A 20,655-nucleotide genomic window follows, 5' to 3' on the forward strand; every position below is an offset into this window, starting at 1 on the left:
TATGGGCCAGCAGGACATGGGCCAGCAGGACATGGGCCAGCGGAACGTGGGCCAGCAGGACGGCGGACGAAGGATCGAGGAGGTGCTGGCCGCCTGCCGGCGCGTCTCTTCCGCCGAACTGACGGTGTGGGTGGAGCGGCACTGGCTGAGGCCGCGGCACGAGGGAAACAGCTTCGTCTTCAGCGAGGCCGACGTGGCCCGGCTGGAACTGATCTGCGATCTGCGGGAGGATCTGGCGCTCGACGACGAGGCGATGCCGGTCGTGCTGTCCCTGCTGGACACCGTCTACGCGCTGCGGCGGCGCCTGCGGGTTCTGGCCGAAGCCATCGGCGATCTGCCGCCGGAAGCCCGCTATCTCCTTCAGGACGAATTGAGAAGGCGGGAGGAACGGGACGAGTGACGGTCAGCCCTGGACGCCGAAACCCCGTCCGCTCAGCGCCACATCCTGGTTGAAACCTTCCGCCACGCGGTCGTTGCCGCCGGACAGGAGACACAGCGTCACGTTGATGGCGCTGAGAATGGCGTGGTCGATCTGTTCCGGCTTGGCGTTGTGGCGTTTGATGGCTTGAAGCGCACGGGTCACGGATTGGGCCATGAAGCAGGTTCCGTTCGTTCTGGCAAGCTGACCGGGCTGGCGGCTGGCCGGGTTGTCCGATGGCGGCATCATGCCGTTCCTCCGCCCTTCCCGCTGTGCACCGGGCCACACCCCGCCGCACGACCGCCTTTCGCGATGGCGAGACTCCTACGGCCCAAAATCTTAATCAGGTGTAAACGCCCGGCCGATCCCGAAAGGCATAACCCTTTATGACCTTTCCGGGAATCCCATCAAACCAACGGCGTAGCTCAAGCCCTTCGCCTGGTATTACCGCTGATTAACATCAAATGCGACATTTTGACCGGCGGCATAGCCCCAACAGCACCGGACAGGGGCGCTACAGGTCCCCGTCCTCCAGCAGGAGCCGGCGGTGGATGGCGGAGGCGGCGATCGCGGCCTGTCCCATGGCGACCGAGATCTGGTTCAGCCCTTCCACGATGTCGCCGGCGGCGTAGAGTCCCTCGATCCCCGTCTGCTGGTGCCCGTCGGTGACCAGCCGCCCGTCCGGCCCGATGCGCACCCCCAGCCCCTTCACCGGCTCCGTGCGGGGATGGCAGCCCAGGGCGGAGTAGAGCGTGTCGAAGGTCAGTCGCTCGCCCGACGCCGTGGTCAGGGCGGCGATCCGCCCGGATTCGGTGTGGACCTCCACCACCGGGTCCTCCACCGCGCGGATGCCGGCGTCGGCCATGCGGCGCTCCTCCGCCTCCTCCAGCTTCATCGGCTCGCCCAGGGTCAGAAGGGTGATGTCGCGGGACCATGTGCGCAGGAACAGCGCCTCCCCCAGCGCGCCGGTGCCATGGCCGATGACTCCGATGCGGTGGCCGGTCACCTCGAACCCGTCGCAGACCGGGCAATGGCGGATCAGCCCCCGCTGCACGGCTTGATAGAGGTTGGGAAGTTGCGGTTCCCGGTCGATCACGCCGGTCGCGGCCAACACGGTGCGGGCGCGGAACTCCCGCCCATCGTCCGTCCGCACGCGGTATCCCCCCTCGGTCCGCTCCACCGACGACACCGTTCCGGGGACGATCCGGGTGCCGTAACGCTCCGCCTGGGCACGCATGCGGGCCAGCAGGTCGTCGCCGGTCACCCCGTCCGGGAAACCGGCGTGATTGTGGGACAGGGGTATCCAGGATGCCCGGCTTTTCCCAGCATCCACCACCACGAATCGGCGCCGGAAGCGCGCCAGATAGATGGCCGCGGTCAGCCCCGCGGGACCACCGCCGACGATCAGGGTGTCCAGGGGTTGAAGAGCGTCGCCCTGCGGTTCGGGTGCGTCGGTCATCGGTCGGGCGTTCCACGCGTCTTTGACGGAGTTGGAGGAACAGACGGCGCGCCACCCGGTTCCGTCGCCGGATGTTGCGGCGCCGAAGCGTCCATTCGTCGCGCCCTACGATGATTGACCGGGTTGAATTACCATACGCACAGTACGGCCATGCCGTGTCCTGCCGGGAGCCGTGCCGTGCCCCAGCCCCAGTTGCAGCCCCAGTTCAAGCCTCTGGCCAACCGTGCCGAGCCGCGTCCGCCCGAATCCGTTCTTTTCGACCGGGACATCCTCGACGTGGAGCCGATGCTGCGCAATTTCGGCGGCTTCGGCCCCACCGTCTCCATGCTCTACGCCCTGTTCCTGGAGAACGCCGACGAGTTGTCCCGGCGTCTGAAGGAGCGTCTGGCCGCCGGGGACCTGGACGGCGCGCGGATGGCCGCCCATTCGGCGGCGGGGGCTGCCCGCACCGCCGGGGCCGGGCGGGTCGCCGGTCTCTTCGCCTCGGTGGAGGAGGCGGCGTTGCGCGGCGACATGGCGGTGGCGCGCCGGGACGCCGCGGCGCTGGACCGCGCGCTCGCGGACGTGAAAATTCTCATCGCACGCATTTGAGTTTTCTTCGCACTGATATACCATGCTGAGGTAATCCAATTGGCGAAGCGCGGGAGTGGCCGTGTCGCTCGGTTCCTGCACGGTGATGGTCGTCGAGGACGAGGTGGTGACCCGCAGCGCATCGGTGCGCCTGCTGCGGCAACTCGGCGTCGGCACGGTGATCGAGGCCGCCGACGGGGCGGAGGCGCTGGCCCGCTGCGACCGGGTCGATTTCGACGCGATCTTCTGCGACGTGGACATGGCGCCGATGGGCGGCCTCGCCTTTCTGGAGGCGCTGGGCGGGCGGGCGCCGGTCATCATGCTGACCAAGCACGACGGATCGGACGTGGTGCTGTCGGCCCTGCGGTCCGGGGCCACCGGCTATCTGGTGAAGCCGCTGACGCCGTTCGGCCTGCGCGAGAAGTTGGAAAAAGCGCTGTCCGCCAAAGATTAGAACCTTGACCGCGACATTATACTTTTCGTAACCACGGCGGAATTACCCTGTACACGGTGCTTGACGGCACCCTTGTGCGGACCGCCGGGAGTTTCCGCATGCCGATGAACGTTCTGGAAGTGGCGATCTACGCCATGGTGCTCACCGCGTCGCAGCCGCGCCCCTATGAATGCGTGGCGGTGCAGCCGGAGGGGGTGAATTGCACGAACGGCCTCGCCGTGGCGTCCGAGTCGCCGAACGGAGTGATGGCCTTCAACACCGGCGTGCAGGTTCTCAAGGACAACCAGGGCCGCGTGCGGCTGAGCAACGGGATCACCACCCATTTCGATTCCTCGGCCTGGGTGGCTTTCAAGAATCCCTCCGGCCAGACCATGGTCAGCGTGCGCAAGACCGGGCCGTTCCGCTTCAAGTTCTCCAACGGTTTCCTGTGCGAGATGATCGGGCAGGAGCAGGACTTGGCCCGCTGCTTCAAGCCCTGAGGCCCCGTTACGCCAGCCTTTCCCGCCCGTGCGGCGCGTCCAGATCCAGCGCCGGCCCCTTCGGCACGATGCCCGTCGGGTTGATCATGGTGTGGCTGGCGTAATAGTGCCGCTTGATGTGGTGGAAATCGACCGTCTCCGCCACGCCGGGAACCTGATAGAGGTCCCGCAGATAGCCGGACAGGTTCGGATAGTCGGCGATTCGGCGCAGGTTGCACTTGAAGTGGCCGACATAGACGGCGTCGAAGCGCACCAGAGTGGTGAACAGGCGCCAATCGGCCTCGGTTGGCTTGTCCCCAAGCAGATAGCGTTGCCCGGCCAGCCGCTCATCCAACTCGTCCAGCGCCGCGAAGAGGGCGTCGAACGCCTGCTCGTATTTCTCCTGGCTGGTCGCGAAACCGGCCTTGTAGACCCCGTTGTTGACGCGGTCGTAGACGAAGGCGTTGATTCGGTCGATCTCCTCCGCCAGTTCCGCCGGGTAGAAATCCAGCGAGGCGTCGCCGATGGCGTCGAACTCCCGGTTCAGCATGCGGATGATCTCCGCGGACTCGTTGTTCACGATGGTCCCGGTCTTCCGGTCCCACAGGACCGGGACGGTGACACGGCCCGTGTAGGCGGGATCGGCCTTGGTGTAGACCTCGTACAGGCGCGTGGAGCCGGTGACCGGATCGGGTTCGGGGAAGGTCCAGCCCTCCTCCCGCATCAGGGGATCGACCACCGTGACTCCGATGGCGTCCTCAAGCCCCTTCAGCTTGCGGACGATCAGGGTGCGGTGCGCCCAGGGGCAGGCCAGCGACACGAACAGGTGGTAGCGTCCGGCCTCCGGCTGGAAGGGGGTGGAACCGTCGGCCTTCACCCAATTCCGGAACCGGGTTTCCGGACGGACGAAAGCACCGCCGGTGTTCTTGGTGTCGTACCACTGGTCCTGCCAGCGGCCGTCGATCAGCAGACCCATATCCTGAACTCCCCTCTTACCGCTGCCCTCTTCCCGGCGCCCTCTCCCGCCCGGACGGCGGGAGAGGAGCGCGTCACCGTCAACCGTGCAGCTTAGCCATGCAGCTTCTTGGCGATCTCCGCGACGTGCCGCCCCTGGTAGCGGGCGCCGTCCAGTTCCACGGCGCTCGGCTGACGGGAGCCGTCGCCGCCCGCGATGGTGCTGGCGCCGTAGGGGCTGTTGCCCATCACCTCGTCCACGCCCGATTGGCCCTGGAAGCTGTAGGGCAGCCCGACGATCACCATGCCGTGGTGCAGAAGCACGATGTGGGTGCTGAGGATGGTACTCTCCTGCCCGCCATGCTGCGTCCCGGACGAGGTGAAGGCGGCGCCCACCTTGCCGACCAGGGCGCCCTTCACCCACAGGCCACCCGTCTGATCGAGGAAGTTCTTCATCTGGCCCGGCATGTTGCCGTAGCGGGTCGGCACGCCCAGGATGATGGCGTCGTATTCGGCGAGTTCGTTCGGCTGGGCGATGGGGATGTGCGGCTCTTCCTTGAAGTTCCCCTTCTTCCGAACCTCTTCCGGGACCAGCTCCGGCACGCGCTTGACCGTCACCTCGGTGCCCGGAACGGAGCGCGCGCCCTCCGCCATCGCCTGGGCCATGGTGGAGATGTGACCGTAGCTGCTGTAGTAGAGCACCAGGACTTTCGCCATGTCTCGACTCCCCTCGCTGTGGTTGTGGCCGCGCCCCCGATGGCGTCGGTGTCCCACTGAGATAGCGCGTTGCCGCGCGCCAGCAAATCCAGGGCGCTGGAACTTCATTGTTCCCGGGTGTAGAACAATGAAATGGATCGCCTCGACGATATGATGGCCTTTATCAAGGTCGTGGACACCAAGAGCTTCACCAGCGCGGCGGAGCGCCTGAACCTGTCCAAGTCCGTGGTTTCCCGCCGCATCGCGGAGCTGGAGAACCGGCTGGGCGCTCGGCTGCTGAACCGAACCACGCGCAAGCTGAGCCTGACCGAGGTCGGGCAGGCCTATTACGAGCGCTGCACCCGGATCATCGCGGACCTGGAGGAGGCGGAGCAGGCCGTCGCCGATCTGCACGCGGCCCCGCGCGGGCGGCTGAAGGTCAACGCTCCGGTCTCCTTCGGGCTGCTGCATCTGGCGAAGGCGGTGGCGGAGTTCCTGGAACGCTACCCGTCCATCGAGATCGAGATGGACCTGAACGACCGCTACGTGGACCTGATCGACGAGGGCTACGATCTGGCGGTGCGCATCGGGCGGCTGCGCGACAGCTCGCTGATCGCCAAGCGGCTGGCGCCGAACCGTCAGGTGGTCTGCGCCAGCCCCGCCTATCTGGAGAAGCACGGAACGCCCCGGACTCCGGATGAGCTGTCCAACCACAACTGCCTGATCTACACCAACATTCCGACCGCCGAGCAGTGGCAGTTCCGCATCGGGGAGGCCATGCGGTCGGTCCGCGTCTCCGGCTCGCTGCGCACCAACAACGGCGACCTGCTGCGCGAGGCCGCCATTGCGGGCGTCGGCATCATCGTGCTGCCCACCTTCCTGTGCGGGGAGGCGCTGTCGAAGGGGCAGCTCCAGTGCCTGCTGTTGGACTATTACACGGGAGAATCGAACGTTTTCGCGGTCTATCCGCAGAACCGGCACCTGTCCCCGAAGGTCCGCGTCTTCGTGGATTTCCTGGCCGAGCGTTTCGGCCCGCGCCCCTATTGGGACTGCGCCCTTCTGAGCCTGAAGCCGTTCAAGACGGAGGCGTGACGGGCTTCTCCAGAATGAAGAGCAGGCCCGGCACGCCCACGCCCTTCTCCCGGCGAGGAGAGCAGGGTTCCAAAAGCAACACCTCCAGCCCGGCCGCCGCCGCCGTCGCACGCAGATAGGACTCGGCGTGGGCATAGCGCCGCGACGGGCCGAGCGCGTAGCCGCCGCCCGCCGCCTCGCCGTCCAGCCGCTCCACCGTCGCGGCGAACCGCCCGCCCGGCCGCAGGGCGCTCGCGGCCCCCTCGAACAGGGCGGTGAGGTTGCCGATGTAGACCAGCACGTCCGCGGCGACCAGCAGGTCCCAGGCGCCGGGCGCCGCCGCCACCGCCGCGACCACGTCACCCACCGACAGCGTGTCGTACAGGTTGCGGGCACGGGCCTTCTCGACCATGCGCGGGGCCAGATCGACCCCGGCGAGATGCACGGCCAGCGGGCGGAACACCTCCCCGGCCAGCCCCGTCCCGCAGCCGAGGTCCAGCACCCGCAACCCCGACGCCGGACCCAGCCGGTCCATCGCCCCGCGCAGCAGGCCCGGCGCGGAATAGCCCAGCTTGCCCACCAGATCCTGGTCGAAGCGGTCGGCGTAGCGATCGAACAGGGCGCGCACATAGGCTGCCGACAATGGGGCCGCCGACAACTCCTCCCCCGCACCGCTTTCCAGCGCCGCGATCAGCGCCGCGCAGCCGAGCCGCCCGTCCGGGTCCAGCCCGTTGGCGCGGCGCAGCGCCGTCAGGGCCTTCTCCGGCTCCTGCAAGGCGATCCAGGCCCGCCCGATGGCGGCGTGCAGGTCCGCGTCCTCCGGGTCCCGGCGGGTCAGCGGCTGGAGCCGTTCGACCGCGCCCAGGGCGTCGCCCGTCTCCACGAGCAGGGCGGCCAGTTCGAGCACGGCCTCCAGGTCGCCGGGGCGCAGGGCCACGGCCTCGTGGTATTCCTCCAGCGCGGCGTCCCGCTGGCCCGCCGCGGCCAGAGCACGGGCGAGGCCAAGCCGGGCCGCGGCGGAATCCGGACGCTCCGCCACCAGGGTCCGCCCGGCGGCCACCGCCTCGTCCAACCGGCCCGCGGCCCGCAGCGCCTCGGCCAGGACCGTGCGCCAGGACCACGCGCCGGGGTCCAGCGCCACCGCGCGCCCGCAGGCGGACAGGGATTCGGCTGGTTCCCCCGTCTCCCGCGCGCTGTCGGCCAGGGCGCCCCAGGCCTCCGCCGACGCCGGGTCGGCGGCGCAGGCGAGACGGAAGGCACGTCTGGCCCCCGCCGCGTCGGCGGCGTAGAGGCGGTCGTAGCCGGTCTGGAAGAAGATGCCCGGAACGTCTCCGGGTTGGACGAGGGGTTCCGCCCCTTCACGGTCGGCGTAAGCCGTTGAATCGCGATCCACGATCACTTCGCTATGGGAAGATGCGCTGCCGCCAACCCCGCCCCGGGACTCCGGGCGACATGAGACGACATCGTCTACTGCACCAGCTTTGGGGCGCGCGCAAGTGGCTTCCGAAAAAGGTCATGCGCGCCCTAAACGAGCGTCAGACCGTCGCATTAGGCTGAATGGGAGGCCCGGCGCACCCTATGCGCAACCCTCCCCTTTCGGTTTTTCAAATCTCTTCGGAATCAGCGCCTTAATGGCCACGGTCATGACATGGAGAGGGCTCCGCCCCCTGCCCTGTGACATCGGACGATCGAAAGGCGTGGTATTACCGGGCAGCAAATTGATTGACGCTGTATAAAATTTTTGGAAGTGTGGCTTCGGCGCCCGATGGTGGGCGCTGAACTTCTGGGTAGGAGGCGGTCACCGTAAGCGACTCGGTGACCGGTGATGACGGCCCCGCGCGGGGGGCCAAAACGAAGCCGGATGAACACCGGCAACGAACGAGGGGACCGAGGATATGCAGGATCGAACTCAGCGCGTGCGACGCACGCTTGGCGGCTGGATCGCTCTTGCACTGGGATTAGCCGCCGCCCCGATCCTCGTCGCCAAGCCCGCCGCCGCCCAGGACAGCAGTTGCGTCTCCCACGCCGTCGAGGCGGAGCGCAAGTTCAACATCCCCTCCGGCCTTCTGGTCGCCATCGCCCTGGTGGAGAGCGGCCAGGACGGCGCCCCGACCCCCTTCGCGATGAGCGTCGAGGGTCGCCCGGTCTACGCCCGCAACGCCAACGACGCCGCCCGGCATCTGCGCGACAAGCGCGGTCAGCTTCGGCAGAACGTCTATGTCGGCTGCATGCAGATTTCCCTCGCCACCCACCGCGGCGAGTTCCAGCCGGTGGAGCGCATCGTCGATCCCCGCGAGAACGTCCACTACGCCGGCCGCCTTCTGCTCCGCCTCCATGGCGAACAGGGAAGCTGGAAGACCGCCGTCGCCCGCTACAATGGCGGCTCCACCCGTCAGGCGCAGAACTACATCTGCAAGATCTGGCAGCACCTGAACGAACTCGACGCGAAGAGCGCCAAGCTGCTGGAATCCGCCCGCTGCGGCGACTCCGAACCCGCCAGCATCGCGCCCAGCACCCGCCGCACCTTCCGCAACGCCCAGCAGGTTGCGTCTCTCGACTGACCAGGGGCGCTCGCAGGGGATGGCGCCGCCCGCGATGTTGGGCTAAATCCCTGCACCATGAACTACCGTCACATTTTCCACGCCGGCAACCCCGCCGATGTGATGAAGCACGCCGTGCTGGCGCTGATCCTCGATCACCTGCGCGCCAAGCCGGCGCCCTTCTGCGTGCTCGACGCCCACGCCGGCATCGGGCGCTACGACCTGGACTCCGAACCGGCGCGCAAGACTCTGGAGTTCCAGGAGGGAATCGGGCGGCTGTTCGGCCGACCGGCGCCGCACCCGGCGCTTCAGCCCTATCTGGACGCGGTGGCCGCCCTCAACCCCGATGGGCTACTGCGCTGGTATCCGGGATCGCCGCGGCTGGCGCGGGCGCTGCTGCGCGACCATGACCGGCTGCTCCTCAACGAGCTTCACCCCGACGACTGGCAGACCCTGAAGGCGGAATTCGCCGGGGACCGGCAGGTCTCCACCTATAAATCCGACGCCTATCAGGCGATGAAGGCCCATCTGCCGCCGCGAGAGAAGCGCGGCCTCGTCCTGATCGACCCGCCCTTCGAGCAGCCGGACGAGTTCGCCCGCATGGCCGAGGGGCTGAAGGCCGCGCACCGGCGCTGGTCCACCGGCATCTACGCCCTGTGGTACCCGATCAAGGAACGCCCCGCCGTCTGGCGCTTTCAGGAGGCGGTGGAGAACACCGGCATCCGCAAGATCCTGACCGTCGAGCTGACCTGGCACCCGGAGGACACGCACACGCGGTTGAACGGGTCCGGGCTTCTGATCGTCAACCCGCCTTGGATGCTGGACGACACGCTGCGCGCCATGCTGCCGGCGCTGCACGCCGCCCTGCCCTCAACCGGGGGCGGCTGGACGGTCGACTGGCTGGTTCCGGAGGCTTAAAACCGCACATTTCAACGGGAAAGCGGCAAGCGGTCACAGAGGTTGCCGTTGCACGGGCCTTCCACTCGCCATAGGGTGATTGGGACTAACCCGTTCCGGCAAGGCCACGATGTCCCGTTCCAACGATTTCGCCAGCGCGTTCGCCAAGGCCCACGCCGACGCGGGGCTGGAGCGCGTGTCGGTCGCGCACATCCTCCAGACCATCCAGAAGGACCCCGCCTTCCTGTTCAGCGAGGATCTGCGGCGGGGCGGCGGCCAGTGCCCCATGCACGCGGCGCCCAACGCCGACGACGCGGACAAGGTGACGGTCAACACGCTGCTGGCCTATCTGTTCGAACGGCTGCGCGACCATGTGGCGTCGAAGCTGCCGCTGGACGAGCGCGGGCAGGTCATGCTGCCGATTCCGCCGCGCTCCCCCCACGGCCTCGACCCCGCCGACCGCGCGGCCATGGCGGCGGCTCCGCTGGACGTCATGGGCTCGGTCCTGCGCGACGCCACCTGCCATCTGCTGGACGGCCTCATCACCGGGTGGGCCGCCGACCTGCTGACGGAGGAGGAGCATTACCGCGCCCAGGGCTCCGGCGAGATCTCCGCCGCCGCCGCCGCCACCTTCATATTGCGCATGACGCTGGAGGACTCGCCCCTCTACCAGCGTGCCGGCTACGACATGCTGTCGATCACCAAGACCGGCAGCCACACCGCCATCCACATCTGCTGGGCCATGGTGGAGGCCGCCCCCCTGCTGAAGCCGGCGCTGGAGGCGGCGGCTTACGACGACCTCGTGCGGCGCAGCCTGAAGCAGGTGGTGCCGCTGTCCATGGCCAGTCTGGGCATGCTGGTCCATTACATGGAAACATCGGGGATCGAGCCCCACGACGGGCTCGCCATCCATCTGCTGCCCAAGGACCAGACGGCCTTCGTCCTGGACGAGGCCGGGCTGATGTGCCTGAACCCGGAGCCGATCACCCGCTTCGCCAAGCCGGAGGAGCGGCACTACACCGGCTGTCCGGCCTTCTACACGCCGGGCTTCATCAAGCTGTATCTCGACATCGTGGCCAGCATCGCCATGGATTACGGCGTCTACGACCGGCTTCGCGACCGCTGACCGTCCTTTTCCACAGACAGACGTTTCCCCGCCATGGCTCGCTCCAACGATTTCGCCCTGACCTATCTCGCCGCGCATGAGAAAGCCGGGATGACCCGGATCAACCTCGCGCCGATCCTGCACCGCATCGCGGAGGACCCGAACTACCTCTTCGCGGAGGAGCTTCAGTCCCTCGCCGGCCACTGCCCGGCCCATGCGGACACGCGCAAGGAGGATTACGAGAAGGTGGCGATCAACACGCTGCTGGCCTTTCTCTATGAAGACCTGCGCAACCACATCACCAACCGGATGCCGCTGGACGCCGAGGGCCATCTGCTGCTGTGCAACCCGCCGGATTCCCCGCACGGGCTGGACATCGCCGACACCGCCGGGCTGGACGCCGCCCCGGCGGAGACGCTGATCGGCTTCCTGCGCGACAGCGTGTGCCACCTGCTGGACGCCATCATCAAGGATTGGGCGATCAAGGTGACGCTGGAGGAGGAGCGCTGCCGGGCGGAGGGCGCCATCACCCCGCTGGCCGCCGCCGGCTTCGTGCTCGCCGGCACGCTGGAGGCGTCGGTCCTGCACGCGCCGTCCGGCTACGACATGCTGTCGATCACCAAGACCGGCAGCCACACGGCGCTCCACGTCTGCTGGAACCTGTGCGAATCCGCGCCGATGCTGAAACCCGGCCTGACGCCGGCGGAGTACGACGACCTGTCCCGCCGCAGCCTGAAGCAGGTGCTTCCGCTCGCCATGGGCAGCCTGGGCATGCTGTGCCAGTTCATGGGTGCCGGGCACATCGAGGCCGACGACCATCAGGCCATCCATCCCCTGCCCCGGCACCAGACGGCCTTCGTCTACGACGCGGAGGCGCCGGGCGGCATGATCGTCCTGAACCCCGACCTGATCGAGCCGACCGCCCAGCCGGGAGAGCGCCATTACACCGGCTGTCCGGCCTTCTACGCCAACGGCCTGATCAACCTGTACATGGAAATCGTGCTGTCGGTGGCCGCGCGTTACGGCATCTACGAGCGCGTCGAGCGCGCCGGCTGACCAAACCGCCGCACTGCCCCGCGTCGCGGCGGTCTTGACGCCACGGGAAGTGTGCCTATGTTGGCGGCCTTGTCGAATGGGAGAGTTCTGCGTGGCCACCACCAGGAAGATGTTGCGCCGTTACACGACCACCGCGCTGGCCGATGGCATCAAGCGGGCGCGCGGGCGCATGATCTCCCCGCTGCAACGGGCGCTGGGCCATTTCGAGAGCGTGTTCATCGACCACGCCTGCTTCCGGCTGATCTATTCGAACACCTATCGCATCTCCCCCAACATGTTCCGGGCGAGCCAGCCCTCCCCCTCGCACATCCGGGAGGCGGCGCGGCGCGGGGTGAAGACCATCCTGAACCTGCGCGGCAGCCGCGACTGCGCCTCCTACATCCTGGAGGCCGAGGCCTGCCGGGCGGCGGGGCTGACGCTGGTGGACTTCCCCGTCAACTCCCGCGACATGCCGAAGAAGGAGACGCTGCTGAAGGCGCGCGACCTGTTCGCCACCATGCAGTATCCGGCGCTGATGCACTGCAAGTCAGGGGCGGACCGCGCCGGCTTCATGTCGGCCCTCTACCTCTTCATCCACGAGGGCGCGCCGCTGGAGCGTGCGACCAGGCAGCTCCACTGGAAATACGGCCACTTCAAACAGGCGAAGACCGGCATCCTCGACTATTTCTTCGACCTCTACGCCGCCTACAACGAGAAGCGCCCCACCCCCTTCTGGGAGTGGGTGGAGCGCGTCTACGACCCGGTGGAGGCCAAGGCCAGCTTCCGCTCCCGCGAATGGGCCGACACGGTGGTCGACCGGGTGCTGGGGCGGGAGTGACCGCAGCGTGTCACTTCGCCCCGACGAAGTGGCAATAGGGGAAGGTCACGAAGTCGAAGCGGCGCACCCGGATCGGCTCGTTCCGGTTCAGCCAGTCGAGCACCGCGTAATGGGCCATCTGGTCCAGCATCCAATAGACCTCCGCCCCCGCCAGGAAATGCCCGATGTAGGAGCCGACCAGCGACAGGAAGCGGTCGCCGCCGGGCGTGTTCGCGTAGAAGGTGAAGCCGACCGGAATCTCCCGGGACGGGCCGCGGCGCCGCCCGTCGAGCAGAAGGCCCACGTCGTACCCGGCCATCTCCGCCTGGAGAGCCTGCAAATCTCCGGTGATCCAGGCGTCGGTGTCGATCACCATGAGCGGGCGGTCCAGACGGCGCATCCATTGCAAAGCGCGGATGAAGCGGGCGGAGGCGTAGTAGGTGATGCGCTTGATGTCGGTCCACCCGGTCATGTCCGGCCATTCGACGGAGTATCCCACCGCCAACCGCCCGTCTTCCCGCCAGCGGGCCAATGCCTGCTCCGTCTCCGCCGATGGCGCGACCACATGGACGACGACCGTGGCGCCCGTCATCCGCTCCGCCAGCGACTCCAGCAGCGCCGGGGCGAAACGGCGGAAATAGACGTCGTCGCAGCAGAGGAAGACCGCCGCCTTGCCGGAGGCGCTCTCCTGCGGCTCGAAACGCGGCTCCAAGGGCGCCATGCGCTCCAGCACCGCTTCGACCGGCGGCAGGGCACGGAGGAAGGCGTCATCGGCGCGCAGCATGCTCCAGAGGCCCAACTCGTGCTCGCGCGCAACCTCCGCCGCGGTGAAGCGCCGCCGGAAGCGTCGGCTCAGCCAGGACGCGAGGACGAGCCGGTCCCGGCGGTAGACGTGGAAGCCGATGACGGAGGCCGCCACCGTGTCCTTGGGGTGGCGCCGCAGGCGTATCCAGGCGGCCTTCGCCCCATCGCACAGCACCGCGTCGGACGCCACGCCAACCTGCACCAGCGTCGCCACCGCGGCGACGCGCAGCCAGTCGGCTTCGTCATCGTCCGGGCGGATGGTGACGGCCCGGCGCAACGCGCGGATCGCTTCCTCCACCAGCAACGGATCGACCTCGAAGGGCTTTCCATTCTGGACATCCATCGCCCCGCTGCGATCCAGCAGCAGGCGCGCCAACGACCGGTTGGCCCGGTAATTGCGGTCGTCACGGTCCAGAGCGGCGCGGGCTGCCGATTCCGCCGCCGCGCTGTCCCCAACCGCCTCCAATGCCTCCGCCGCGGCCGCGTGGGCCGAGGCGTCCGCCGCCGGATGGCGCGCCGCCGCGGACAGCCGCTCCGCCTCGTCCAGCCGCTTTCCCCACTGGCCCCGCAGGCTGTCCAGATTGGCCGCCGCCCCGCCATGGCCGGGTTCCAGCCTCAGGGCGCGCCCGTAACTTCGCGCCGCCCCCGCGGCCTTCTCCTGCTGCTTCAGCCCATTGCCGAGATTGAACCAGGAGGCCGCATGCGCCGGGTCGAGGGACAAGGCGCGCTGCAGGCAAGCGGCGGCGGCCTCCCCCTGTCCCGCCATGCGCAGGGCTGCGGCGAGGTTGCTGTAGCCGCCGACCCCGTTGGGATCGAGCCGGGCGACCAGTCGGAAATGGGAAACCGCCTCGCCGGCGCGGCCGGTCTGCACCAGAAGCATCGCGAGCATCTGAAGCGCGCCGCGATTCTGCGGTTCGCGATCCAGGACAGCTCGATAGAGCGGTTCGGCGTCCGCGTGGTTGCCGGATTTGTGCAGGCGTATGGCGGCGTCGAGGGGATTGTCCATGATGCGCGACCATAACGCGGATTGCGCGGGCAGCCAACCGCGGGACTCGAATTTGGGCTAGGGAGCCAGCAGCGCCGCCTCCCCGTCCTCCCCGAACTGGAGCTTGCACAGGCGGGCGTAGGTGCCGTTCTGCGCGATCAGGGCGTCGTGCGCACCCTGTTCCACGATGCGCCCGCCGTCCATGACCACGATCCGGTCGGCGTTGCGCACGGTGGCGAGCCGGTGGGCGATGACCAGAGTCGTGCGGCCCTTCGTCAGCCGCTCCAAGGCGCCCTGCACCAGCCGCTCGGATTCGCTGTCCAGCGCGCTCGTCGCCTCGTCCAGCAGCAGGATCGGCGCGTCCTTCAGGAAGGCGCGGGCGAGCGCGAGGCGCTGGCGCTCGCCGCCCGACAGCTTCACGCCGCGGTCGCCGATCACCGTGTCGTAGCCTTCCGGAAGCCGCGCGACGAAGTCGTGCGCGGCGGCGGCCTTCGCGGCGGCCACGATGTCGTCGAAGGGTGCGTCCAGCCGCCCGAAGGCGATGTTGGCGCGCACCGTGTCGTTGAACAGCACCGTGTCCTGGCTGACCAGCGAGATCACGCCGCGCAGGCTGCCCAGCGTCACCGACCGCACGTCCTGCCCGTCGATCAGCACCTGCCCGCCCGTCGCGTCGTAAAGGCGCGGAATCAGGTTGAACACGGTGGACTTGCCGGCCCCGCTGCGCCCGACGAGAGCCACCGTGGTCCCCGCCGGAACCTCCAGGTCGATGCCCTTCAGCGTCTCCGTCCCCTCTTCGTAGGCGAAGCGGACACCGCGCAGGCTGACGGCGGCGCGCTCCACCGCCAGGGGCTTGGCTCCGGGCTGCTCGGTGATGGTCGGCTTCTCGTCCACCAGCTCGAAAATGCGCTGGGCGGCGGCCAGACCCTCCTGAAGCACGGCGTTCAGCGTGCCGATGGCCCGCACCGGCTGCGCCGCCATCAGAAGCGCGCCGACGAAGCCGGAAAAGGCGCCGACCGAGCCCTCGCCCGACGCCATGCGGTAGCCCGCGAAGGCGATCACCCCGGCCACGGCGGCGCCGCCCAGCACCTCCATCATCGGGTCGATGCGCGAGCGGGCGCGGGTCGCCTTCATGGTCAGGGCGAAATTGTCCTCGAAGGCGCGGGCGGCGCGGGCGCGCTCGTAATCCTCCAGGCAATAGGTCTTCACCATGCGGGCGCCGGCCAGACTTTCCGTCAGCAGCGCGGTCATGTCGCCCATCTGCGCCTGGGTGTCGCGTGACACGCGGCGCAGCCGCTTGCCGATGTTCACGATGGGAATGGCGGCGATGGGGTAGATCAGGAAGACGATCAGCGACAGAACCCAATCCAGATAGAACATCGACCCGACCAGGGCGATCACCGTCAGGATGTCGCGCACCAGCCCGGTCAGGGTCCGCGACAGGGCGTTGCGGATCAGGTCCACGTCGCTGATGAAGCGGGAGGTCATCGTCCCCGTGGGGGCCGCGTGAAGCTGCGCCGTGTCGGATTTCAGCAGATGGTCGAACATCGACAGGCGCACGTCGCTGATGATCCGCTGCACGATGTCGGTGGTCACCACCGTCTGCGAATACATGGACAGCGCCTTGATCGCCGTGACCGCGACGATCAGGACCGGGATGACCAGCAGCATGGTCCGGTCCTGCTCGGAGAACATCGAGTAGGCCCGGTCGATCAGCAGCGGATAGGCGCCGGTCGCCGCCGCCACCACGGCCATCAGCAGGAAGGACAGCATCAGCTTGCCGGTGTAGGGGCGGACCCATTCCCGCAGCATGCGCAACACCAGCCGCTCCGTCGCCGCGTCCAGGCGCAGCCGTTCTCCGCTCTTCTTGCTCACGTGCCGATCTTCCTGTAGCGCAATCGCGATGGCTTAGCCGATGGCGCCGGTGCTTGTCCACCCGGCCCTGTTCAACCAACCTTGCCGACCAACCTTGTCGATGGGGCCCGGCCCGATCAAGCTTCCTTAACCGGTGGGGCGGCACAGTATGGGCAGGAACGCGCTTCACCATGTGCAAAGGAGGCGCCATGGCGGCGGACGGCGGAAACGGCCAGGACCACGGGAACGGACAGGGCCGGCATCACAGGCCCCGCATCGGTCTGGCGCTCGGCGCCGGGGTGGCGCGCGGCTGGGCGCACATCGGCGTGCTGCGGGCGCTGAAGCGCTATGGGATCGAGGCGGACATCGTCTGCGGAAGCTCGGTGGGGGCTCTGGTCGGCGGGGTCCATCTCGCCGGACGGCTCGACGCGCTGGAGGAATGGACGCGCAGCCTGACCCGGATGAAGATCGTCGGCTATCTGGACCTGCGGCTGCGCCAGGGCGGCGGGCTGATCGGCGGGGAACGGCTGGTCGCGGAAATGCGCCACCATCTGGGCGACGTCCTGGTCGAGGAGCTTCCCGCCCCCTTCGCCGCCATCGCCACCGATCTGGTCACCGGGCACGAGGTGTGGATACGCAATGGCCCGCTGGTCGACGCCCTGCGCGCTTCCTTCTCCCTGCCGGGGGTCTTCCCGCCGGTCCGGTTCGAGGGGCGCTGGATGGTCGATGGCGCCCTGGTCAATCCGGTGCCGGTGTCGGCCTGCCGGGCCTTGGGCGCCCAGATGGTGATCGCCGTGAATCTCTCCGCCGACATTCTGGGGAAGGCGCGGCGCCCCGGCGCCGCCGTGCCGACCGCGGCGGGGTTCGATCTTCTGAAGCTGATCGAGGACGGACCGCCGGAGGAGGAGGCCAAGCCGCGTGCGGGGTTCCGGGTGCCCATCGGGGCCTTGAGCCGCCGCATCTTCCGGCGCGATTACGAGGGGCCGAGCCTGTTCGGCGTCATGGTCTCCTCGCTGGGCATCGTCACCGACCGCATCGCGCGGTCCCGTCTGGCGGGCGAGCCGCCCGACGTGCACATCACGCCCCGGCTCGGCCACATCGGCCTGTCGGAGTTCGACCGGGCGGACGATTGCATCCGCGAGGGGGAAGCGGCGGTCGAGCGCGCCCTGCCCGATCTGCACGACGCGCTCGCCGTCTTCGGCAACGGATCGCGCGAACCGCCGCGGGGCTTCTAGGCCACCGCGGCGGGTCCGCCCCTTCTGGTCAGTTGTCCAAGGGGTCAGTTGTCCAGAGCCGTGCCCAGGGCGGCGCCGCCCAGGCCACCGATGATGGCACCGCGCTTGCCGTCCACCGCGTAACCGCCCGCGGCGCCAGCCGTGCCACCCACCACGCCGCCGGTCGAACAGGCCGCGAGCGTCAACAGCGCAATGGCGGACCCGATCAGGCGCAAACGAGACATGTCCAAACCCTCCTTGTGGTGTTTCTCGCTTCTGTAAACACGCGAAACTGCAAATTGCTTCCACGACACCGCGATTCCGTCGGGAAACCACCTCTGGATAGGTCTTGGATCGGCTGCCGCGCCCCTGATAAGCCCTTCTAGAACAGCACGCGGGTGCCGACGCGCAGCATGGTGCTGTCGGATGGGTCGCCGCCGTAGGTCATGGTGCCGAGATCGGCGGAGAGACTGATCTTCGGCGTCATGCGAAAACGCAACCCCGTGGACCAGACCTCCTGCAAAGCCTCGCCGCCGACCTGGGTGTGGGCCAGACGGCCCATGACGCTCCACCCCCGCACCGGCGTTCCCTGGTCGAGGGTGAAGCCGAGGTTGAGCGTCCGGCGGGCCGAGCCGTCGTCGGGAATCTGCTCCCGGTAGCCGGCGCCGACCGTCACGCCGGGAAGAGCCACCTGGCCGCCGACCACCCAGGACTTGCGGGGCGTGCCGCGATCCTTGGCGGTGGCGGCCCTGCCCGCCCCCGCGGTGATGCGCAGCCGGGCCTTGCCCATCCGGCCGTCGTGCCGGACCACGCCTTCCACCACATGGCGGGCGAGCGGATCGGCGGCCCCCAACTCCGTGCGGACAGGGGTATAGCCCAGGCCGATGTTGAATCCGTGCAGCCTCGGCGAATAATAGGTTGCCCGCGCGTCCGGTCCACCGAAGGCGCCGTCGTTCATGAAGACGGGATCGGAGAACCATTGGTCCCGCACCGGCGTGGTCGCCACCATCCGGCGCGACGCGCTTTCCGTCTGCCCGACCTCCAGGGCACCCCAGCCGCCGAGGTCGATCGCCTTCTTGTCGAACCGGATGGACGCCGCACCGCCGCCCGCCGCCGTGCGGTCGAGATCGGGCCGGTCATAATCGGGCAGGGACCCGGCCGCCGCCGCGGACGACAGGACAAGCGTCAGCGCCGCGAGGGGAATCGCCGGAATACGCCGTGCACGAACCATGAAATGTCCCCTCGCCCATTGCATTAACCCGAAAGGATTGTAGCCCGCCGCAATGCTGCATTGCGGGAGACATTTCTGTATTATTTTATGAACATTGGACAATTATGGCTGCTGCGTTGCACTGGCGCCCAAGAATTGCCAAAATCGGATGAAGCCCGGACGCGGCATTTCCCTACCTTGGCGAGGACAATGGAGACGGCGAGCACCATCATCCTGATCGGATCGTCCCTGCTGATCGTCAGCATCCTGACCAGCTATCTGGCGCTGAGGATCGGCACGCCGCTGCTGTTGATCTTTCTGGGCGTCGGGTTGGTGGCCGGTGTGGACGGGGTTGGCGGGATCAGCTTCAACGACGCGGACAGCGCGTTCCTGATCGGCTCCATCGCGCTTGCCGTGATTCTCTTCGAAAGCGGACTGGACACCAAGCTGTCCAGCTACCGCGCCGCGGCGTGGCCGGCGCTCAGCCTCGCGACCTTCGGCGTCGCCGTCACGTCCGGCGTCATCGGGGTTGCCGCGCATTTCCTGCTGGGGCTGCCCTGGATCGAATCCCTGCTGGTCGGGGCGGTGGTCAGTTCGACCGACGCCGCGGCGGTCTTCTTCCTGCTGCGGGTCGGCGGCATCACCATCCGCGACCGCGTGCGCTCGGCGCTGGAGATCGAATCCGGCAGCAACGATCCCATGGCGATCCTTCTGACCGTCATGCTGGTGGAGGCGGCGCTGCACGGCTGGGGGACGCCGCTGGAGCTTGCCGGCTTCCTCCTGATGCAGATCGTGGGCGGAACCGTTCTGGGCATCCTGGGCGGTGCGGGGTTGGCCGCCTTCATCAACAAGGCCCGCCTCGACCCCGGATTGAACCCGGTGGTGACTCTGGCCTTCGCGCTGTTTCTCTTCGCCGGCACCAACGAGCTTGGGGGCAGCGGCTTCCTGGCCGTCTACGCCGCCGGTCTGGTGGCCGGCAACGTGAAGCTGCGCGGGGCGCTGGGCCTGCGGCAGTTCCATTCGGGCCTGACCTGGCTCAGCCAGATCGTGATGTTCGTGATGCTGGGCCTGTTCGCCACCCCGCACGATTTCGGGTCGATCGCCCTGCCCGCCCTGGCGCTGGCCGCCCTGCTGATCCTGCTGGCGCGCCCGCTGGCGGTGTGGCTGTGCCTGCTGCCCTTCCGCTTCTCGGCCAACGAGACGACCTTCATGGCCTGGGTCGGGCTGCGCGGGGCGGTGTCGATGCTGCTGGCGCTGGTCCCGATCCTGGGCGGGCTGCCGGGCGGACAGGTGATCTTCAACACCGCCTTCCTGGTGGTGATCGTGTCGCTGGTGGTGCAGGGCTGGACCATCGGCCCCATGGCGCGCTGGCTGAAGCTGATCGTGCCGCCGCGGCGCGGCCCGGTCGAACGGTTCGAGCTGGAACTGCCCGGCGAGGCCGACCAGGAGATGGTCGCCTACACCGTCCACCCCAAGAGCCCCGCCGCCCGCGGGCAGCGCATGCCGCGCTTCGCCCGGCCATCGCTGGTCATCCGGGAGGGGGGCGTGGTGCCTCTGCACAAGGCGCGGACGCTCCAGGCCGGGGACATGGTCTATCTCTTCACCCCGCCCGCCCAGTTGCCGCTGATCGACAAGCTGTTCGCCGAGAGCCGCCCGCTGGACCAGGACGACCGCGAGTTCTACGGCGACCTCGTGCTGAGCCCCGACGCGACGGTGGAGCAGATCGCGGAGATGTACGGCCTGCCGCTTTCGCTGGCCAACGCCAAGCGGTCCCTGCGCGACCTGCTGCGCAACGAGTTCGGCAGTTCTTGCGAGTTGGGCGACCGGATGCGCATGGGCGGCGTGGAGTTGATCGTCCGCGACATGCAGGACGGCCAGATCACCTCCGTCGGTCTGGCGCTGGAGCCGTCGGCGATGGACAAGGCCCGCGTGCCCCTGTTCCAGCGTCCGACGCGGCTGTGGCAGAAGATCGTGTCCTGGTGGTCGAAGCGGTCCTTCCGCCGCTGGCAGCGCCGGGAAACCCGCCGGGAACGCCTGCCCGTCCACACGGCGGACGCGCCGCTGGTGTCCGGAAGGGAGCCGGAACGGCTGGAGGGATAACTCCCCTCCGGCCACTC

The 20,655-nt window shown here is 68.3% G+C and carries 21 protein-coding genes; 12 read left to right on the forward strand and 9 right to left on the reverse strand.

Annotated elements, in window-relative coordinates:
* Nucleotide 1: 1 nt before the first annotated feature.
* Nucleotides 2-400: a chaperone modulator CbpM gene (locus DS843_RS00910; protein WP_286191866.1), complete on the forward strand. Its 399-nt coding sequence runs from the start codon at nucleotides 2-4 to the stop codon at nucleotides 398-400.
* 3 nt (nucleotides 401-403) lie between these two features.
* On the opposite strand, the gene DS843_RS00915 is transcribed toward DS843_RS00910, so the two are convergent.
* Both DS843_RS00915 and DS843_RS00920 read right to left on the reverse strand, forming a co-directional pair.
* The gene (locus tag DS843_RS00915; protein WP_286191867.1) at nucleotides 404-667 is read right to left on the reverse strand and encodes a hypothetical protein; all 264 of its coding nucleotides are present in this window, start codon (nucleotides 665-667) and stop codon (nucleotides 404-406) included.
* A 265-nt stretch (nucleotides 668-932) separates the two neighbouring features.
* Nucleotides 933-1,877 (reverse strand): NAD(P)/FAD-dependent oxidoreductase, encoded by a 945-nt coding sequence (locus DS843_RS00920; protein WP_149467016.1) that lies wholly within the window; start codon nucleotides 1,875-1,877, stop codon nucleotides 933-935.
* 177 nt (nucleotides 1,878-2,054) lie between these two features.
* On the opposite strand from DS843_RS00920, the gene DS843_RS00925 reads away from it, so the two are divergent.
* The 3 genes from DS843_RS00925 (at nucleotide 2,055) to DS843_RS00935 (ending at nucleotide 3,380) form a co-directional block, all read left to right on the forward strand.
* A complete protein-coding gene (locus tag DS843_RS00925) occupies nucleotides 2,055-2,468 on the forward strand; it encodes an Hpt domain-containing protein (protein ID WP_286191868.1) in 414 nt (137 codons plus the stop codon).
* Between the two features lie 61 nt (nucleotides 2,469-2,529).
* Nucleotides 2,530-2,901 carry a response regulator gene (locus tag DS843_RS00930; RefSeq protein WP_286191869.1) on the forward strand — a complete coding sequence of 124 codons (372 nt, stop codon included), beginning with the start codon at nucleotides 2,530-2,532 and terminating at the stop codon, nucleotides 2,899-2,901.
* 98 nt (nucleotides 2,902-2,999) lie between these two features.
* A complete protein-coding gene (locus DS843_RS00935; protein ID WP_149467019.1) occupies nucleotides 3,000-3,380 on the forward strand; it encodes a hypothetical protein in 381 nt (126 codons plus the stop codon).
* Between the two features lie 7 nt (nucleotides 3,381-3,387).
* Here DS843_RS00935 and DS843_RS00940 read toward each other — a convergent pair whose 3' ends face one another.
* Together DS843_RS00940 and wrbA are read right to left on the reverse strand one after the other, a co-directional pair.
* Nucleotides 3,388-4,335: a glutathione S-transferase family protein gene (locus DS843_RS00940; protein WP_149467020.1), complete on the reverse strand. Its 948-nt coding sequence runs from the start codon at nucleotides 4,333-4,335 to the stop codon at nucleotides 3,388-3,390.
* A gap of 92 nt (nucleotides 4,336-4,427) precedes the next feature.
* A complete protein-coding gene (gene wrbA / locus DS843_RS00945) occupies nucleotides 4,428-5,030 on the reverse strand; it encodes an NAD(P)H:quinone oxidoreductase (protein WP_149467021.1) in 603 nt (200 codons plus the stop codon).
* 132 nt (nucleotides 5,031-5,162) lie between these two features.
* Here wrbA and DS843_RS00950 point away from each other — a divergent pair, with 132 nt between their 5' ends.
* Nucleotides 5,163-6,101, forward strand: coding sequence for a LysR family transcriptional regulator (locus DS843_RS00950; protein ID WP_149467022.1), 939 nt, complete (start codon nucleotides 5,163-5,165; stop codon nucleotides 6,099-6,101).
* On the opposite strand, the gene DS843_RS00955 is transcribed toward DS843_RS00950, so the two are convergent.
* Nucleotides 6,085-7,473 (reverse strand): tetratricopeptide repeat protein, encoded by a 1,389-nt coding sequence (locus DS843_RS00955; RefSeq protein WP_149467023.1) that lies wholly within the window; start codon nucleotides 7,471-7,473, stop codon nucleotides 6,085-6,087. The two genes, DS843_RS00950 and DS843_RS00955, sit on opposite strands and share 17 nt — an antisense overlap.
* A gap of 523 nt (nucleotides 7,474-7,996) precedes the next feature.
* On the opposite strand from DS843_RS00955, the gene DS843_RS00965 reads away from it, so the two are divergent.
* The 5 genes from DS843_RS00965 to DS843_RS00985 all read left to right on the forward strand — a co-directional run bounded on the left by DS843_RS00965 (nucleotide 7,997) and on the right by DS843_RS00985 (nucleotide 12,495).
* Nucleotides 7,997-8,641, forward strand: coding sequence for a transglycosylase SLT domain-containing protein (locus DS843_RS00965; protein ID WP_286191870.1), 645 nt, complete (start codon nucleotides 7,997-7,999; stop codon nucleotides 8,639-8,641).
* Between the two features lie 57 nt (nucleotides 8,642-8,698).
* Entirely contained in the window at nucleotides 8,699-9,538 is an 840-nt protein-coding gene (locus DS843_RS00970; RefSeq protein ID WP_149467025.1) for a 23S rRNA (adenine(2030)-N(6))-methyltransferase RlmJ, read from the forward strand.
* Between the two features lie 109 nt (nucleotides 9,539-9,647).
* Entirely contained in the window at nucleotides 9,648-10,643 is a 996-nt protein-coding gene (locus tag DS843_RS00975; protein ID WP_149467026.1) for a hypothetical protein, read from the forward strand.
* A gap of 33 nt (nucleotides 10,644-10,676) precedes the next feature.
* On the forward strand, nucleotides 10,677-11,678 hold the full coding sequence (locus tag DS843_RS00980) for a hypothetical protein (protein WP_149467027.1): 1,002 nt from the start codon (nucleotides 10,677-10,679) through the stop codon (nucleotides 11,676-11,678).
* Nucleotides 11,679-11,769: 91 nt separating this feature from the next.
* Entirely contained in the window at nucleotides 11,770-12,495 is a 726-nt protein-coding gene (locus tag DS843_RS00985) for a protein tyrosine phosphatase family protein (protein ID WP_286191871.1), read from the forward strand.
* Nucleotides 12,496-12,505: 10 nt separating this feature from the next.
* On the opposite strand, the gene DS843_RS00990 is transcribed toward DS843_RS00985, so the two are convergent.
* Complete coding sequence (locus tag DS843_RS00990) at nucleotides 12,506-14,284, reverse strand: tetratricopeptide repeat protein (protein ID WP_149467028.1); 1,779 nt, start codon at nucleotides 14,282-14,284, stop codon at nucleotides 12,506-12,508.
* A gap of 57 nt (nucleotides 14,285-14,341) precedes the next feature.
* Nucleotides 14,342-16,135, reverse strand: a complete 1,794-nt coding sequence (locus tag DS843_RS00995) for an ABC transporter ATP-binding protein (RefSeq protein WP_149467029.1) — start codon at nucleotides 16,133-16,135, stop codon at nucleotides 14,342-14,344.
* Between the two features lie 188 nt (nucleotides 16,136-16,323).
* On the opposite strand from DS843_RS00995, the gene DS843_RS01000 reads away from it, so the two are divergent.
* Entirely contained in the window at nucleotides 16,324-17,349 is a 1,026-nt protein-coding gene (locus DS843_RS01000) for a patatin-like phospholipase family protein (RefSeq protein ID WP_149467030.1), read from the forward strand.
* 44 nt (nucleotides 17,350-17,393) lie between these two features.
* Here DS843_RS01000 and DS843_RS01005 read toward each other — a convergent pair whose 3' ends face one another.
* Nucleotides 17,394-17,573: a hypothetical protein gene (locus tag DS843_RS01005; protein ID WP_149467031.1), complete on the reverse strand. Its 180-nt coding sequence runs from the start codon at nucleotides 17,571-17,573 to the stop codon at nucleotides 17,394-17,396.
* Nucleotides 17,574-17,710: 137 nt separating this feature from the next.
* Complete coding sequence (locus tag DS843_RS01010; RefSeq protein ID WP_149467032.1) at nucleotides 17,711-18,559, reverse strand: porin; 849 nt, start codon at nucleotides 18,557-18,559, stop codon at nucleotides 17,711-17,713.
* A gap of 189 nt (nucleotides 18,560-18,748) precedes the next feature.
* Between DS843_RS01010 and DS843_RS01015 the strand changes: the two genes are divergently transcribed.
* On the forward strand, nucleotides 18,749-20,638 hold the full coding sequence (locus tag DS843_RS01015; RefSeq protein WP_149467033.1) for a potassium/proton antiporter: 1,890 nt from the start codon (nucleotides 18,749-18,751) through the stop codon (nucleotides 20,636-20,638).
* The last annotated feature ends 17 nt before the right edge of the window (nucleotides 20,639-20,655 follow it).

This window comes from Roseomonas genomospecies 6 (assembly GCF_008365375.1).
Classification (GTDB): domain Bacteria; phylum Pseudomonadota; class Alphaproteobacteria; order Azospirillales; family Azospirillaceae; genus Azospirillum.